This is a genomic window from Streptomyces sp. NPDC059695 (assembly GCF_042733785.1).
GTDB lineage: Bacteria > Actinomycetota > Actinomycetes > Streptomycetales > Streptomycetaceae > Streptomyces.
In genome coordinates, this window is record NZ_JBHWFF010000001.1 from 423,088 (window position 1) to 438,111 (window position 15,024).

At 74.9% G+C, this 15,024-nt stretch carries 13 protein-coding genes; 4 read left to right on the plus strand and 9 right to left on the minus strand.

From position 1 onward, the window contains the following. Positions 1 to 39: 39 nt before the first annotated feature. The gene (locus ACFV2S_RS01850) at positions 40 to 477 is read left to right on the plus strand and encodes an OsmC family protein (protein WP_030689015.1); all 438 of its coding nucleotides are present in this window, start codon (positions 40 to 42) and stop codon (positions 475 to 477) included. A gap of 20 nt (positions 478 to 497) precedes the next feature. On the opposite strand, the gene ACFV2S_RS01855 is transcribed toward ACFV2S_RS01850, so the two are convergent. Next, positions 498 to 1,190 carry an RraA family protein gene (locus ACFV2S_RS01855; protein ID WP_385553275.1) on the minus strand — a complete coding sequence of 231 codons (693 nt, stop codon included), beginning with the start codon at positions 1,188 to 1,190 and terminating at the stop codon, positions 498 to 500. Between the two features lie 275 nt (positions 1,191 to 1,465). Between ACFV2S_RS01855 and ACFV2S_RS01860 the strand changes: the two genes are divergently transcribed. Next, a complete protein-coding gene (locus ACFV2S_RS01860; protein ID WP_385553277.1) occupies positions 1,466 to 2,230 on the plus strand; it encodes a hypothetical protein in 765 nt (254 codons plus the stop codon). Positions 2,231 to 2,289: 59 nt separating this feature from the next. Then, positions 2,290 to 2,796, plus strand: a complete 507-nt coding sequence (locus ACFV2S_RS01865) for a DinB family protein (protein WP_385553279.1) — start codon at positions 2,290 to 2,292, stop codon at positions 2,794 to 2,796. A 52-nt stretch (positions 2,797 to 2,848) separates the two neighbouring features. Here ACFV2S_RS01865 and ACFV2S_RS01870 read toward each other — a convergent pair whose 3' ends face one another. From ACFV2S_RS01870 to ACFV2S_RS01880, 3 genes are all read right to left on the minus strand, one after another. Further along, positions 2,849 to 3,505, minus strand: a complete 657-nt coding sequence (locus ACFV2S_RS01870) for a hypothetical protein (RefSeq protein ID WP_385553281.1) — start codon at positions 3,503 to 3,505, stop codon at positions 2,849 to 2,851. 54 nt (positions 3,506 to 3,559) lie between these two features. Then, entirely contained in the window at positions 3,560 to 5,782 is a 2,223-nt protein-coding gene (locus tag ACFV2S_RS01875; RefSeq protein WP_385553283.1) for a sulfatase-like hydrolase/transferase, read from the minus strand. A gap of 254 nt (positions 5,783 to 6,036) precedes the next feature. Further along, positions 6,037 to 7,479 (minus strand): carboxylesterase/lipase family protein, encoded by a 1,443-nt coding sequence (locus ACFV2S_RS01880; protein ID WP_385553285.1) that lies wholly within the window; start codon positions 7,477 to 7,479, stop codon positions 6,037 to 6,039. Positions 7,480 to 7,632: 153 nt separating this feature from the next. On the opposite strand from ACFV2S_RS01880, the gene ACFV2S_RS01885 reads away from it, so the two are divergent. Continuing rightward, positions 7,633 to 7,998 (plus strand): hypothetical protein, encoded by a 366-nt coding sequence (locus ACFV2S_RS01885; RefSeq protein ID WP_385553287.1) that lies wholly within the window; start codon positions 7,633 to 7,635, stop codon positions 7,996 to 7,998. Between the two features lie 97 nt (positions 7,999 to 8,095). On the opposite strand, the gene ACFV2S_RS01890 is transcribed toward ACFV2S_RS01885, so the two are convergent. The 5 genes from ACFV2S_RS01890 to ACFV2S_RS01910 form a co-directional block, all read right to left on the minus strand. After that, positions 8,096 to 10,411 (minus strand): arylsulfatase, encoded by a 2,316-nt coding sequence (locus tag ACFV2S_RS01890; protein ID WP_385553289.1) that lies wholly within the window; start codon positions 10,409 to 10,411, stop codon positions 8,096 to 8,098. After that, a complete protein-coding gene (locus ACFV2S_RS01895) occupies positions 10,408 to 11,232 on the minus strand; it encodes a formylglycine-generating enzyme family protein (protein ID WP_385553582.1) in 825 nt (274 codons plus the stop codon). Before ACFV2S_RS01895 ends, ACFV2S_RS01890 begins: the two co-directional genes overlap by 4 nt. Before the next feature lie 107 nt (positions 11,233 to 11,339). Continuing rightward, positions 11,340 to 13,190 carry an ABC transporter ATP-binding protein gene (locus tag ACFV2S_RS01900; protein ID WP_385553291.1) on the minus strand — a complete coding sequence of 617 codons (1,851 nt, stop codon included), beginning with the start codon at positions 13,188 to 13,190 and terminating at the stop codon, positions 11,340 to 11,342. After that, positions 13,187 to 14,074: an ABC transporter permease gene (locus ACFV2S_RS01905; protein WP_385553293.1), complete on the minus strand. Its 888-nt coding sequence runs from the start codon at positions 14,072 to 14,074 to the stop codon at positions 13,187 to 13,189. Before ACFV2S_RS01905 ends, ACFV2S_RS01900 begins: the two co-directional genes overlap by 4 nt. A 5-nt stretch (positions 14,075 to 14,079) precedes the next feature. Continuing rightward, positions 14,080 to 15,024, minus strand: coding sequence for an ABC transporter permease (locus tag ACFV2S_RS01910; protein WP_385553295.1), 945 nt, complete (start codon positions 15,022 to 15,024; stop codon positions 14,080 to 14,082).

The window sequence follows — 15,024 nt, forward strand, 5'->3', positions numbered from 1 at the left end:
GTACGGGGACACGCACGTGAACGAAGGAGCTTCGCCGCCATGGCCGACTACCGGATCGAGACCGTCCGCACCGGGTACCGGAACTGGACCGCCCGCAACGACCGTGGCGCGGAGGTCCGGATGGCCGCCGCCGACGACGCGGACGCGCAGCCGTCGTTCACCCCGGTCGAGTTGCTGCTCGCGGCGATGGGCGGCTGCGGCGGGCTCGTCGTCGACCGGACGGCCCGGGCCGTGGACCACGACGACCTGCGGATCGTGGTGGAGTCGGTGTCGGGGCCGGAGGACGACGGCCGGGTGGGCCGGATCCGGGTGAGCTACGAGTTCGACCTGCCCGACAACAACCCCAAGGCGGCGGAGGTGTTCGCCCGGGGGGTGCGCCTGACGCACGAGAAGTTCTGCACGGTCAGCCGGACCGTGGAGCACGGCGCGCGCGTGGAGGCGATCCTGCCGGACGGCACGGTCGGCTTCGAGGGCTGACCGCCCGGCGGGCGTCCCGGTCACTCCTCGATCGCGCCGCCGATCGTGCGCAGGTGGCGTCGGAAGGTGTACGAGGGGTCCTCGGCCCGGGCCGCGAGGTACGCGTCGAAGCGGGTCTGGGCGCGGAGGGTCTCCCCCGCCGTGATCCGGCGGGCCTGCTCCCGCTCGGTGCGGAAGAGCGCCCGCGCGGTCTCCAGGACGGCGTCCGCGCGGTCGGCGGCCACGAAGACCACGCCGTCGTCGTCGCCGAACACGACGTCGGCGGCGGTCACCCGGTGGTCGCCGCACCGCGCGGCGGTCAGCGCGTCCCCGTCCCGCTCGTCGACGCGCACGGGGCCGGGCGCGTGCCGTCCGTACGAGAAGACGGGCAGGCCGATCTCGACCAGGTCCGGGGTGTCCCGGTGGAGCCCCCAGACGACGACTCCGCCGACGCCCGCCGCCCGCGCCTCCAGGACGGCGAGGTCACCGACGCAGGCCTCGTCGCGGCGGCCCGCGTTGTCGACGACGAGCACGTCACCGGGCGCGGCGTGCGTGAAGGCCTCCAGGAAGACGTCGACGCTTCCGTAGTGACGGGCGGGCAGCACGCGCCCGGCGACCCGCTGCCCGGCGACGACGGGCAGGATCCCGGCGGGCGCGGCCCGCAGCGGCACCCCGAGCCGTACGCAGGCATCGGCGACGAGCGGCGTGGAGAGGCCGGCGAAGTCCTTGAGCATCCGGGTTTCCGATCCGTCCGTGGCGGGTGCGGGGCTGCACCGATGCTAGGGGGTGTCGTGCCGTCACGTGCCCCGCCCGCGTCGACGGCGAGGCCACCGCTCCGCACCGTCCGGGGAACCGGCCACCCGCCCCCGCGGATCCGTCTCCCGCCGGGGATGTGGCCGCGCCGTCCCGGACTCGGCGGCTGAATCGCACCCTTGTTCACGCCCGGGGCGGTCCCTACCATCCGTCTCCACGCCCCGCGCACCGCGTCCCGCGACGGAAGGCCTTCTCCGTGAATCTCCTCACTCTGCTGCCCTTCGTCCTCCTCGGCGGTGCGGTGTTCGCCGGCGTTGCGGTCTCGCGGAGCAGGTTCCGTGTCGCGGCAGCACGCGGCCGCCGTGAGGAGGACTACCGAGCGGCACTGCCACGCCCCACGATCGCCCTGGATTCCCAGACCGCGCTGGCCCTCGAAGCCCTGGACGAGATGTGCACCCTGAGCAACAGCGTCCCGGGCGTCTTCGTCGACATGGAGGGTTACTTCGCAGGGCGCGGCTGGAACCGGGGTGACGTCTTCCTGCTCATGGGCCGGCTCGCCGCTCTCGGACTGGCCCAGCAGTTCGTGACCCCCGACCACCCCTACAGCTCGCCCCTGTACCGGGCGACACCCGACGGCGTGAGGGAGAACATGGCGAATTTCGGCCGCAAGGCCACCGCCCCGCACATCAGCGTCAACCAGACCACCGAACAGGGCGACAACACCGCCACCGTGGCCGTCGGCGGGAGCACCGCCTCGACGCACCAGACCCGTCAGGACGAGGTCCGGAACCTCTACAAGGAGCTGGCGCAACGGCTGCGCGAGGACGCCGCCCGGGCCACGCAGGCGGAGGCGGACACCGCCGTGAGCAACGCCGGAAACCTGGATGCGGCTCTCGCCGCCGGGGACACCGAAGCCCGCGAGGCGGCGATGGGCCGCATCCACCGGTTCCTCCTGACGGCCGGCAGCGCGTTCCAGGCCAGCCAACAGCTGCTCACCCTCCTCGGTCCGCACGGCTCCTGAAGCACCCGGTGGCTTAATTGCCTCGACACCGGCCGTGGTGATCAGGGACGCTTCGCGCGATGACCAGAATCGACGACACACCGTCCGCGTGGGACGAGCGCACCCAGCTCACCACCTTCCTCGACTACGCCCGTGGCACCGCCCTCGCCAAGTGCGAGGGCGTCTCCGCGGAGAACGCCCGCAAGGCGCTGCTGCCGGGCTCACCGCTGATGACCCTGAGCGGCCTGATCAACCACCTCCGCTGGGTCGAGTACTACTGGTTCCGGGTGGTCTTCCTCGGCGAGGAGGACCTGGGGCCCTGGACCGACGAGGACCCCGACCGCGAGATGCGCGTCGCCGTCGACTTCCCGCTCCCCCAGCTGCTCGCCGAGTACGCCGGAGAGAGCGCCCGGCACCGCGAGCTGGTCGCCGCCCGCGGACTGGACGACAAGGCCGCGCGGCCGGTCCGCGACGGCCTGCACGTCGACCTGCGCTGGATCCTCCTCCACCTCACCGAGGAGACGGCCCGCCACAACGGCCACCTGGACATCCTGCGCGAGCTGCTCGACGGCACGACCGGCGACTAGGCCTTTTCTTCCGGATCAGGCCGGATCGGCCCCGCCGCGGCCCAGGACGCTCCTAGGGCCGCGGCGTGCTGTCCGAGCGCCACGTGGTGAGGCGAGGGTGCCCCGGCAGTGCGGCGCGGCCGGTGGCCCACAGCAGGGTGGGCCAGGGATCCGTGCCGCCCGGAGCCTTCGGGAACAGACGGGCGAGGACCCGCGAGCAGAGAGCGGCGGGCGGGGTCCAGGCGAGTCCGAGTCCTTCCGCCAGATCGTGCGTGTGCACCAGCGTCTCCTGCAGCCCCAGCGCCGCGAACCCTTCGGGGTCCGACACCCCGGCGGCGTGGTGGGCGCGGACCCGGGGCGATGTCGTACGGATCATGGCGACCAGCAGCGCGCCGCACGCCTCCAGGACCTGCACCAGGCCGGCCGGACCCGCGTCGCGCTCCGCGTGGGCGAAGACCACGGGCGCCTGGGGCCGCTTCCGGGTCAGCGCGAAGGGCACATGGGTGTCCAGTGGCGGGTTCTGCGGGCCCAGCTGCACGGCGTAGTAGAACAGGTCGTTGGCGAGGTGCTCGGCGGTCTCCCAGCAGTCCCACTCCAGCGAACCGGCCCTGGCGCCCCACCCGTCCGCGGGTGCGTCCCGGAGGACGCCCGCGGCGAGCCGCACGGCGAGGTCGACGTCGTCCGCGGTGACGGGAGCCCGCGCCGATCCGGTTTCGGCTGATCGAGACATCCCGGCACCGTATCGCGCGGCGGTGGAGGGGGCCGGCTCCCCGTCGGTGAGGGGCTACCCGACCGTGACGCGGGCCAGGGCCCAGGAGGTGTGGTCGAAGGACGTCCTGGCGTTGGCGTCCGTGACCTCCAGGCGCAGGACGCGCACGCCGCGCACGTCGACGTCCACCGGGACGGGACCGCCGGCGGCGGTCAGGGTGGGGGTGGCGAGGAGGACGCGGTCGTCGCCGTAGACCGTGGCGCGGGTGGCGCCGAGGGAGCTCTGGCGGGCCGAGAAGTCGTCGATGCCCACGAGGGCGGTGAACCGGTTCCCCGCGCCGCCGAGGTGGAAGGCGACGTCGCTGTACGCGTGGACGCCGAGCCCCTTGGGGTAGGTGGTGCCGCCGAAGGCGATCGGGGTGCCGTCGCCGGCCGCGTTCTTCCCGTTCGAGGTGTCGCGTTCGACGGGGCCCCAGCCGTTGACGGCGCTGATCCAGGGCAGGTCGGAGAGGTAGCTGTCCCGGACGGGCGCCGGGGGCGGGGTGGTGACCGTGCCGTCGGCGGCGTACCGCACCGGGCCGCCGGGCGCGAGGGCGGTGCCCTCGGCGGTCAGCGTCCACGGGGTGGCCGCGGGCGCGCCGGCGGGCGGGGTGACCTGCCAGGCGGCGGTGAGCCGCGCGCCGGGCGCGAGCTGCCCGGCTCCGGTGGCCGTGGTCGCTTGTACGGTCCAGCCCGCGGGGGCCCGCAGGGCGAGCGTCGCGGAACTCCACGCTCTGGCGGCGCCGTTGGAGAGGGTGGCGGTGGCGGTGAACGGCTGCCCCGGCACGGCGAGCGACGGCACCGTCAGACCGGCCCCGAAGGAGGCCCGCGGGTAGGTGTCCCGCCAGGAGGAGCGCATCAGGGCCACCAGCTCGGCGACCCGGGCGGGGTGGCGGGCGGCGAGGTCGGAGGTCTCGCCGAGGTCGGTCGCCAGGTCGTACAGCTCGACCTGCCACTGGTCGTCGGGCAGGGCGTGGTCGCGGACGGGCGCGAACCTGACCGCCTTCCAGCGGTCCTTGCGGAGCGCCTCGGCGAGCCAGGTGGAGCGCTGCCGGTCCTGGGCGTCGGCGCGGGACGTGACGCCCCGCTCGTCCCGGAACCAGTACAGGTGGTCGTGGCGGGCGGCGACCGCTCCCCCGCCGGTGAGCAGGGGCGCGGCGGACAGCCCGTCCACGTCGGAGGGGGCGGGTGCGCCGCCGAGTTCGGCGAGGGTGGGGAGGAGGTCGGTGAGCGGGGTCGGCCGGTCGCTCGTGCCCGGCACGACCCGGCCGGGACCCCAGGCGAGGAGGGGGACGCGGATTCCTCCCTCGTACAGGTTGCGCTTGTACCCGCGCAGCGGTCCGTTGGCCTCGAACAGGTCGGGGTTCACCCCGCCCTCCTCGTGGGGGCCGTTGTCGCTGGTGACGAGGACGACGGTGTCGTCCGCCAGGCCGAGGGCGCGGATCCGGTCGACGACGTCGCCGACGAGGGCGTCGAAGAGGCTGACCTGGGCGGCGTGCCCCTTGTTCGCGGCGCTCCAGCTCCGGGACGCGTAGGCGCCGGTGTCGGGGATGTCGCTGGGGGCGTGCGGCACGGTGGGGGTGAGCAGCAGAAGGAAGGGTTCGGCCGCGTGCCGGTCGAGGAAGTCGAGGGCCCGCTGCCGCAGCAGGTCCGGCGCGTACGCGCCCTTGGCGCCGCCCGCGTTGGCGGGGATCGGCTCCTTGACGCCGTTGTGCCAGAGGTACGCCGGGTAGTACTCGTGGGCGTGGCCGTGGTCGATGTACCCGTGGAACTCCTCGAAGCCGCGGGCGTTGGGGTGGCTGTCCTGGCCGGCGCTCTCCGGTCCGAAGCCCCACTTGCCGATGACGCCGGTGCGGTAGCCGCGCGCCCTGAGCACCTGGGCGAAGGTGGTGTCGGCGGCGGTGAGGGAGCCCTGCGCCCCGGACGGGTTGGCGCGCACGGTCGCGTGGCCGGTGTGCAGTCCGGTGAGGAGCGAGCAGCGCGAGGGGGCGCACACGGCGGCCGTCGAGTAGGCGTCGGTGAACCGCAGCCCCTCGGCGGCGAGTCCGTCGATGCGCGGGGTGGTGATGAGCTTCTGGCCGTACGCGCCGAGCTCCCCGTACCCGAGGTCGTCGGCGAGCACGACGACCAGGTTGGGCGGGCGGGTGGTGTCCTCCGGTACGAGCGGCGCCGCCGCGGCCTGCACGGCGCCGGTCGCGGGCAGGGCCCCGAGGCCGAGCGTGGCGGCCGACCCGGCGAGGAAGGTGCGGCGGCTGGACATGTCGGGGCTCCTCGGTGGCGACGGGCGCGGGGACGTGCGACGTCCGGGCCACGGCCCCCGGTGGGGCCGTCGGACGTCCGTCGATCATCGGCGCACCCGCCCCGGGGAACCATGCACAGCACATGAAGAACGTGTGACACGGCGCCCGGCAGGCCGCCCCGGGAGCCTGTCGCGGGGCGGCCTGCCTGCTCGGTCGGGCCAGGGCTCGCGGATCCGGGAAGCTCGGTCCAGCCAGAACTCCCGGACCGCGGAGGTCAGTCGAGCCAGAGCTCGCGGACCCGGCGCACGGGGTCCGCGGCGACCGCGGAGTCGGCGTCCCAGATCTTCGTGGCGCGTTCGTCGGAGGTGTAGCGCGGCCAGTCGGCGCCCGGGTCCTGGTCGGTGACGAAGGCGACCCACGCCCGGTGCATCGCGTCGGCGAGCGCCCGCGGCGGCTCGGCCCCGGCGACGGCCGTCACGCCCTCGGCGTCGAGGAGGTCGAAGGCGAAGGGCAGGTCGAGGCAGTGGAAGGCGAGGCCGAGCGCCGGCGACCGCCAGCGGAACTCGTAGAACCAGGTGGGGCGGCCGAGAGCGGCGCGGGCGTCCGCGACGGCGAGGTTCGGGGCGCGGAAGACGGTGTCGGTCAGCGCCTGGCCGAAGTACCGCTCCTCGCCGGCCGCCGCGTACGTCTCGGCGAAGGCCTCGGCCCTGGCCGGGTCCAGGCCGAGCCCGCCGAGGAGGACGGGCAGCGGCGGGCCGTCGGGGCCGGGCGCCGGGAACATCGAGAACTCGTCCTCGGTGAAGCCGAGCATCAGCGGGACGTCGGCGCCCGCGTCCCCCGTCGTCAGGGCGCCCAGGACGGGCGCCGGGATGAGCTCGCCGTCGGCGAAGGGGGCGAGGGCCAGCATCGGCGGCAGGCCCTCGCGGTCGGGTCCCGGTGCGGCCATGCGGTCCTGGAGGTCGAGGAGTTCGTCGTCGGTGAGGTCGCGCAGCGCGTCGACGGTGGCCGGGACGCCGGTGCGGGAGGTGAGGAGGCGGGCCGCGGCGCGGGCGACCTCGGGCCCGTCGGGCCGCAGGACGGCGCCGGAGACCGAGAGCGCGCCCCGGAAGAGTCCCCTCGCCGACGGCACCGCCAGCAGCGTCTGCACGGCGCCGCCGCCCGCCGACTGGCCCGCGATCGTGACCTTCGCCGGGTCGCCGCCGAAGGCCGCGATGTTGTCCCGCACCCACTCCAGGGCGGCGATCCAGTCCCGTACACCGCGGTTGTCCGGGGCGCCCTCCACGTGCAGGAACCCCTCGATCCCCAGGCGGTAGCCGACCGAGACCAGGACGACCCCGTCCCGGTTGAACGCGGCCCCGTCGTACCACGGGCTCGCCGCCGACCCCGCCACGTACCCGCCGCCGTGGATCCACACGAGGACCGGCAGACCGGCGCCCGGAGCGGTGTCCGGGGTGAACACGTTCAGGTTCAGCACCCCGGCGCCCGGGATCGACGGCTCGGGGATCGTCGTGACCTCCGCGAACGGCCGGCGCTGGGCCGTCGGCCCGTACGCCGTCGCGTCCAGCGGATCCGGCCACGCCTCCGGCGGCACGGGAGCGGCGAACCGCAGATCCCCCACCGGCGGCTGCGCGTACGGAATGCCCAGGAAGCGCAGGCTGCCGTCCGCACGGCGCTCGCCGCGCACGGGTCCTCGGGCGGTGGTGACGACGGTACTCATGGGGTGCTGCTCCTTCTGCGCGGGCACGGGGGGCCGGAGAAAGAGCCTGTCACCGCTCACTTACACGTGTCAACCGTCACGGCGGCGGGGCCCCGGCCCCTAGACTCGGAGGCTCGTGCAGGACCCGCGGGTCCCGGGGGAAGGCGGCAGGCCATGAGGTGGGACCTCGATGCCGCGGTCGGGGCGCTCGTCGCCCTGCTCGGCCTGGGACTCGTGCTCGCCGGAGTGGTCTGGAAGGGCCGCGCGGTCCGGCCCTTCGCCGCCTCACGAGCCCGCTCCGTCGCCCAGCGCGCGTACGCCAGGGACCTCCAGCGCGCGGCCGACCACGTGATCGCGGCGGCACGCGGCTCCGCCGGCGAGGGCGAGCCGGCGATCGTCACCGTCGAGGCCGTGCGGCGGACGACCGAGGAGCGGTACGGCTACGCCGGGGTGGAGCGGCGGCACGCGGCGGCGGCGCTCCGCCGCCGCTTCGAGCACGGGCGGTGCGCCGCCGACTGCGTCACCGACGCCTTCGGATAGGGCCTGGCCCGAGGAGCGGGCCCCAGACCCTTCGGACAGGACCCGGTCCGGAGCGCAGGCCCCGGGGGCCGTCGGGCGCCGTACCCGGTCCGTGGGGTCACTCGAAGGCCGCTGCCGCCTCCTCCAGCGCCGCCGCGACCGCTTCCGGAGCGTCGGGGCCGGGGGCGCCGGGGCGGTAGGTGACCGAGCGGAGGCGGCCGGTGAAGCGGAAGGAGCGGTGGCGTTCCCAGAGGGGCCAGGACACCGGGGACTTCCGGTCGACGCCCACGCTGATGCCCTGGAAGGGCGCCATCCCGATGAGCTGGTGGACGCTGTCCGGCGCGGCCCGGTGCTCGCCGTCGACGGTCACGGTGAACCGCCAGCGCAGGCCCTCCTCCGCCGTCGCGGCGAGCAGGATCTCGTGGGGGCCCGGGGCGAGGGGACCGGCGTCGGTCTCGTGGAGGTCGCCGTACTCGTTGTACGCGAAGGCCAGCCGCCCGTCCTCGACGTACAGGCTGTAGCCGCCGCCCTGGTCGCCGTGGGAGACCAGCACGCCGTCGCCGCTCTCCTCGACGGACACGTCGATCTCGAAGGAGCGCAGCGCGACGAGCCGGGAGGAGCGGTAGCGCTCCAGTTCCGGGGTGCCGGGGAGCAGGGTGAGGGGGCGGGAGTAGCGCTCCTCGGCGGGGTTGCGGCGGGCGAGGGCACCGCTGTGGTCGGGGAGCGGGAAGACGCCGTTGCGCCAGGCGGCCCGCTCCCAGGCGGCCGAGAGCTCCTTGACGAGGCCCGGGTTCCCGGCGGCGAGGTCGTCGGTCTCGGTGGGGTCGGTCCTGATGTCGTACAGCGCCCATTCGGAGTCGTCGTAGGGGGTCCCGGGCCGGTGCAGCGTGACGAGCTTGTGGCCGTCGCGGTAGTGGCTCCGGTTGCCGGTCGTCTCGCAGTACTGCTCGGGGTGGGTGGAGCCGTGGGCGGGGTCGGCGAGGACGGCGGTGAAGCTGGTGCCGTCGGGTTCCTGGAGCGGGACGCCCCCGCGGGTCCCGGGGCGGGTGAGGCCGGCGAGTTCGAGCAGGGTGGGCGTGATGTCGGTGACGTACTGGTACTGGGCGCGGTGCCCCGCGGTGAGCCGGCCGTCCCGCGCGCCGTCGGGCCAGGACAGGACGAAGGGGACGCGGACGCCGCCCGCGTAGGTGTGGCCCTTGTAGAGGCGGAACGGGGTGTTGGAGGCCATGCCCCAGCCCCGGGGGTAGTGGACGAGGCTGCGCGGGCCCCCGATGAGCTCGGGGTCGCGGTCGACGTCGGGGTCCCAGTCGCCGGGGAGGCGGGGGTGGTGGACGAAGCGGCTGAAGTAGGAGCGGGTTCCTTCGAGTCCGCCTTCTCCCGTGCCGCCGTTGTCGGAGGTGAAGACGATGACGGTGTTGTCGAGTTCGCCGAGGGCGGCGAGGGTGTCGGTGAGCCGGCCGAGGTTCTGGTCGATGTTGTCGACGAGGGCGGCGTACACCTCCATGTAGCGCGCGTAGAGCCGCTGTTGGTCGGCCGTCAGGGAGTCCCAGGCGGGGACGTCGAGCCCGGCCTCGCTGTTGCGCTCGGGCAGCCGGGTGCCGGGCGGGAAGAGTCCGGCGGCGAGCTGCGCGGCGAAGCGGCGCTCGCGCAGGGCGTCCCAGCCCTCGTCGTAGCGGCCGCGGTGGCGGGCGATGTCCTCGGCCTTGGCCTGGAGGGGGCCGTGGACGGCGTTGTGCGCGAGGTAGAGGAAGAAGGGCTTGTCGGGGTCGTGGGCGCGCAGCGACTTCACCATGGAGATCGCCTGGTCGGTGATGTCGTCCGTGTAGTAGTAGTCGTCGGGGAACTCGTCGATGTCGAGCGGGCTGTTGTCCCGGACGAGCTGGTGCGGGTGGAAGAGGCTGGTGAGGCCCTCCAGGACGCCGTAGTACTGGTCGAAGCCCTTCTGGAGCGGCCAGTTGCCGCGGTGGTCGGCGGCGTTGGACGCGGAGTCGCGGACCAGGTGCCACTTGCCGACGGCGTAGGTGGCGTAGCCGGCGTCGTGGAGCAGTTCGGCGAGGGTGGGGATGTCCTCGGCGACCTCCATGCCGTAGCCGGGGAAGCCGGGGTCGGAGTTGGCGACCATGGCGTAGCCGACGCGGTGCGGGTTGAGGCCGGTCAGGAGGGCGGCGCGGGCCGGCGAGCAGAGCGGCATGGTGTGGTAGTTGCTGAACCGCACCCCGCCTTCCGCCAGGCCGTCGAGGACCGGGGTGGGGATCTCGGAGCCGAAGGGGCCGATGTCGCTGAATCCCATGTCGTCGACGAGGACGACGACGATGTTGGGCGCCGTGGCGGGCGGGGTGGTGCGGGTGGGCCAGGCGGGTTCGGACTCGGCGAAGGTGCGGCCGACGCGGCCGGCGAAGCCCTCGTAGGGGTCGCGTCGCGGGGCGGTGCTCATTCCGGGGTGGGTCCTTCCGGGGGGAGGGAGCGGGCGCAGCGGAAGCCGCCGTGGCCGGTCGAGGAGTCGGGGGTGTTGTGGGAGCGGGCGGCCACCCGGTAGCGGTTGCAGTACGAGGCGTGGCAGAGGTACGAGCCGCCGCGGATGACGCGCTCGCGGCCGTCCGGGTCCCAGGCGTCGGCGCACCACTCCCAGACGTTGCCGGAGGTGTTGTACAGGCCGTACCCGTTGGGTTCGTACGCCGTGACGGGGACGGTGCCGACGCGTCCGCCGGGCCGGTCGGAACGGTGCGGGAAGTCGCCGGTCCAGGTGTTGCAGCGTTCCTCGCCGCCGGGGGTGAGCTCGTCGCCCCAGGGGTAGCGGGCGCCTTCGAGGCCGCCACGGGCCGCGTACTCCCATTCGGTCTCGGTGGGCAGCCGGAGACCGGCCCAGGCGCAGTAGGCGAGGGCGTCGTCGTGGGAGATGTGGACGACGGGGTGGTCGGCGCGGCCTTCGAGGCCGGAGCCGGGGCCCTCGGGGCTGTGCCAGGCGGCCCCGGAGACGCCGAGCCACCAGGGGGCCTGCGGGACGCGGCCGAGGACGTGCTGCTCGGCGGCCGCGTGGAGCAGGAGGTGGAAGACGAAGGAGGAGCCGAAGCGTTCGGCGTCGGTGCGGTGACCGGTGGCCTCGACGAACGCGGCGTACCGCGCGTTGGTGACGGCGGTGGCGTCGATCGCGAAGGGGGCGACGCTGACCTCCCGCACGGGTCCCTCGTGGTCGTCGCGGTAGCCCTCGCCGAACGCGTCGCCCCGGCGGAAGGTGCCGCCCGGCAGCTCCACCATGGGGTGGGCCGGCGGGGCGGTCCGTACCGTCGGCAGGGGGAGCGGCTGCGCGCCGGCCGGGTGTCCGGCGGAGCCCGCGCAGGTGCGGCCCGGGGTGCAGCAGGCGCTCACGCGGACACCGCCTCGGGCGCGGGACGCACGGGTACGGGTTCGGGCGCGGCGGCGAGCAGCGCCCGGGTGTACGGGTCGCGGGGGCGCTCGCACAGCTCGTCGGCGCCGCCGGTCTCCACGATCCGGCCGCCGTGCATGACGGCGATGCGGTGGCTGACCTGGCGGACGACGGCCAGGTCGTGGGCGATGAAGACGAGGGCGAGGCCCAGGTCGCGCTGGAGGTCGGTGAGCAGGCCGACGATCTGGGCCTGGACGGAGACGTCGAGGGCCGAGACGGGTTCGTCGCAGATCAGGACGGCCGGTTCGGGGGCGAGGGCGCGGGCGATGCCGATGCGCTGGCGCTGGCCGCCGGAGAAGGAGCGCGGGTGCCGGTCGGCGGCGGCCGGGTCGAGGCCGACGAGGCGGAGGAGTGCGGCGACGCGGTCGGCGCGCTCCGCGGGGGCGCCGATCCCGAAGGCGTGCAGCGGTTCGGCGACGATCTCGCCGGCGGTCATGCGGGGGTTGAGGGAGGCGTAGGGGTCCTGGAAGACCATCTGGACGCGGCGGCGTACGGCGCGCAGCTCGGCGCGGCCGGGGCGGGTGACGTCCCGGCCGTCGAGGAGGACGCGGCCGCCGTCGGCGGGGTGGGCGTGGGCGAGGACCCGGGCCAGGGTGGACTTGCCGGAGCCCGACTCGCCGACGATGCCGAGGGTCTCTCCCGCCGCGAGGGTGAGGGAGACGCCGTCGAGGGCGGTGAAGGAGCGGCGGCCCCGGCTCCTGTACGTCTTGGTGAGCCCGTCGGCGCGGAGGACGACGGCGCCGGGCGCGGGCCGGTCGATCCTGACGGGCGGCGGGGGCGGGGGCAGCGGTTCGTCGCGTTCGGCGGCGGGGTGGCAGGCGGCTCGCACGGTTCCGGTGACGGTGGTCAGCGGGGGCACGGCGGTGTGGCAGCGGTCCTCGGCGAGGGCGCAGCGGGCGGCGAAGGCGCACCCGGCGAGCGGGAGGCCGAGGTCGGGCGGGGTGCCGGGGATGCCGGTGAGGCGTGTGCCGGAGGGGGCGGAGAGCCGGGGCACGGCGGCGAGGAGACCGGCGGTGTAGGGGTGGCGCGGCCGGGTGAGGACCTCGGCGGTGGGGCCGTCCTCGACGACGGTGCCGCCGTACATGACGAGGACGCGTGCGCAGGCGCGGGCGACGACGCCCATGTTGTGGGTGATGAGGACGAGCGCGGTGCCGGTGGTGCGGGTGAGGTCGCCGAGGAGGGTGAGGATCTGCTCCTGGACGGTGGAGTCGAGGGCGGTGGTCGGTTCGTCGGCGAGGAGGACGTCGGGTTCGCCGGCGAGGGCCATCGCGATGAGGATCCGCTGGCGCTGTCCGCCGGAGAACCGGTGGGGGTGGTCGTCGAGCCGGCGTTCGGCGTCGGGGATGCCGACGAGGCGCAGGAGTTCGACGGAACGGGCCCGGCGGGAGGCCTTGTCCCGGGCCGCGCTCTTCCCGCCCCGGTGGGCGCGGAGCACCTCGTCGAGGTGACGGCCGACGGTGAGGACGGGGTTGAGGGCGGTCATCGGGTCCTGGAAGACCATGCCGATCCGGGCGCCGCGTACGGCCCGCAGCCGCTCCTCGCCGGCCGTGGCGAGGTCCTCGCCGTCGAGGCGCACGGAGCCGCCGGTGATCCGGCCGGTGCCGGGGAGCATCCGGAGCAGGGCGAGGGCGGTGGTGGACTTCCCGGAGCCGGACTCCCCCACGACGGCGAGGGTCTCGCCCCGCCGGAGCGTGAAGGACACGTCCCGCACGGCGCGCAGGGTGCCGCCGTCGGGGGTGGTGAACTCCACGTCCAGGTCCTGGACTTCGAGGAGCGGTGGGGCGGTCATCGGCGTATCTCCCGGTTCAGTGCCTCGGCGGTCAGGGAGAGGCCGAGGACGAGCGCGGTCACGGTCACGAGCGGTCCGGCGGCGAAGTGCGGGGCCTGGGCGAGGTAGGGCATGGACTGGCTGAGGACGGCCCCGAGGGTGGGCTCGGGGGGCCGGACGCCGACGCCGAGGAAGCTCATGGCGCCTTCGACGAAGACGGCGACGGTGAGGGAGACGGCGATCTGGACGACGAGCGGGTCGGCGGCGTTGGGCAGGATGTGCCGGGTGAGGATCCGGCCGCCGGAGGTGCCTCCGACGCGGGCCGCCGTCACGTACTCGCGGCCCCGCTGCACGAGGATGCCGGTGCGCAGGAGCCGCCCGAAGACGGGGATCTCGGCCAGGGCGATCACGAGGATCACGGGCAGCCGGCCCGGGCCGAGGATCGCGGTGACGGCGAGGGCGAGGATCAGCCCGGGGAAGGCGAGGATCAGGTCGAAGGTCCGCTGGACGACGGTGTCCAGGACCGGGTGCGCGGCGGCGGCCAGGGCGAGGAGGCAGCCGAGGGCGGCTCCGAGGGGGACGGCGGCGGCGATGATGCCGAGGTCGGCCCGGATGCCGTACAGGAGGCGGGCGAGGAGGTCGCGGCCGAGGTCGTCGGTGCCGAGCGGGTGGCCGGGGGTGCCGGGCGCGGCGAGGGACAGGCCGCTCTGGTCGGTGGGGCCGTGTCCGGTGAGGAGCGGGGCGAGGAGCCCCGCGAGGACGACGGCGCCGACGAGGGCGAGACCGGTGCGGCCCCGGGCGGTGGCGAGGGCGGCACGGTAGGCGTGGCGGGGCCGTCGCGCGCCGGGCGGCGTGCGCTTCGCGCGGGCGGGTTCCGGGCCGGCGTGCTGCGTGAGCGTGGTCATGGCGGTCACTCCCACCTGATGCGGGGGTCGAGCCGGGCGTGGACGAGGTCGGTGAGGAGCTGGACGAGGACGAAGACGGTGACGAGGAGGAGCAGCAGGTCCTGGACGACCGGGTAGTCGCGGCGGACCAGGGCCTGTTCGGCGAGCTGTCCGAGGCCGGGCCAGGCGAAGATCGCCTCGACGAGGACGGCGCCTCCGAGGAGGTGTCCGGTCTGCATGCCGAGGAGGGTGACGACGGGCGGGAGGGCGTTCGGGAGGGCGTGCCGCCACAGGAGGCGGCGGGGGGCGATTCCGGCGGCGGTGGCGGTGCGGACGTAGTCCTCGGTGAGGGCGCGTTCGATGCCGTCCTTGAGGTAGCGGCCGAGGACGGCGGCGCTGGGCAGGGCGAGGCAGAGCGAGGGCAGCAGCAGGTACTGCACGCCGAGGTCGGGTGCGGCGAGGAGGGGGACGCGGCCGCCCGGGGGCAGCACGCCGAGGAGGACGGAGAAGAGGAGGACGAGGAGGACGCCGGTGACGAACGGGGGGACGGCGAGGGCGCCGGTGGTGAGGACGCGGACGGTGCCGAGGATCCAGCGGTTGCGGGCGGTCGCGCCGAGGATGCCGAAGGCGCCGCCGAGGACGACGACGAACAGCAGCGCTCCGAGGGTGAGTTCGGTGGTGGCGCCGAGTCCGTCGCCGATGAGGTCGGCGGTCTGGCCGCCGATCGCGTAGGACGGTCCGAGGTCACCCGTGAGGAGAGCGCCGATCCACCGCCCGTACTGGACGGGCAGCGGTGCGTCGAGGCCGAGCCCGGCACGGATGGCGGCCTCGGTCTCGGGGCTCGCGTCGGGGCCCGCGAGGACCGCGGCGGGGTCGCCGGGGACCAGGCGGAGGACGGCGAAGGCGAGGAAGGAGGCGGCGAGGAGGACGAGGAGCGCGGAGGGGAGCCTGCGCAGGAGGTAGCCGCGCAT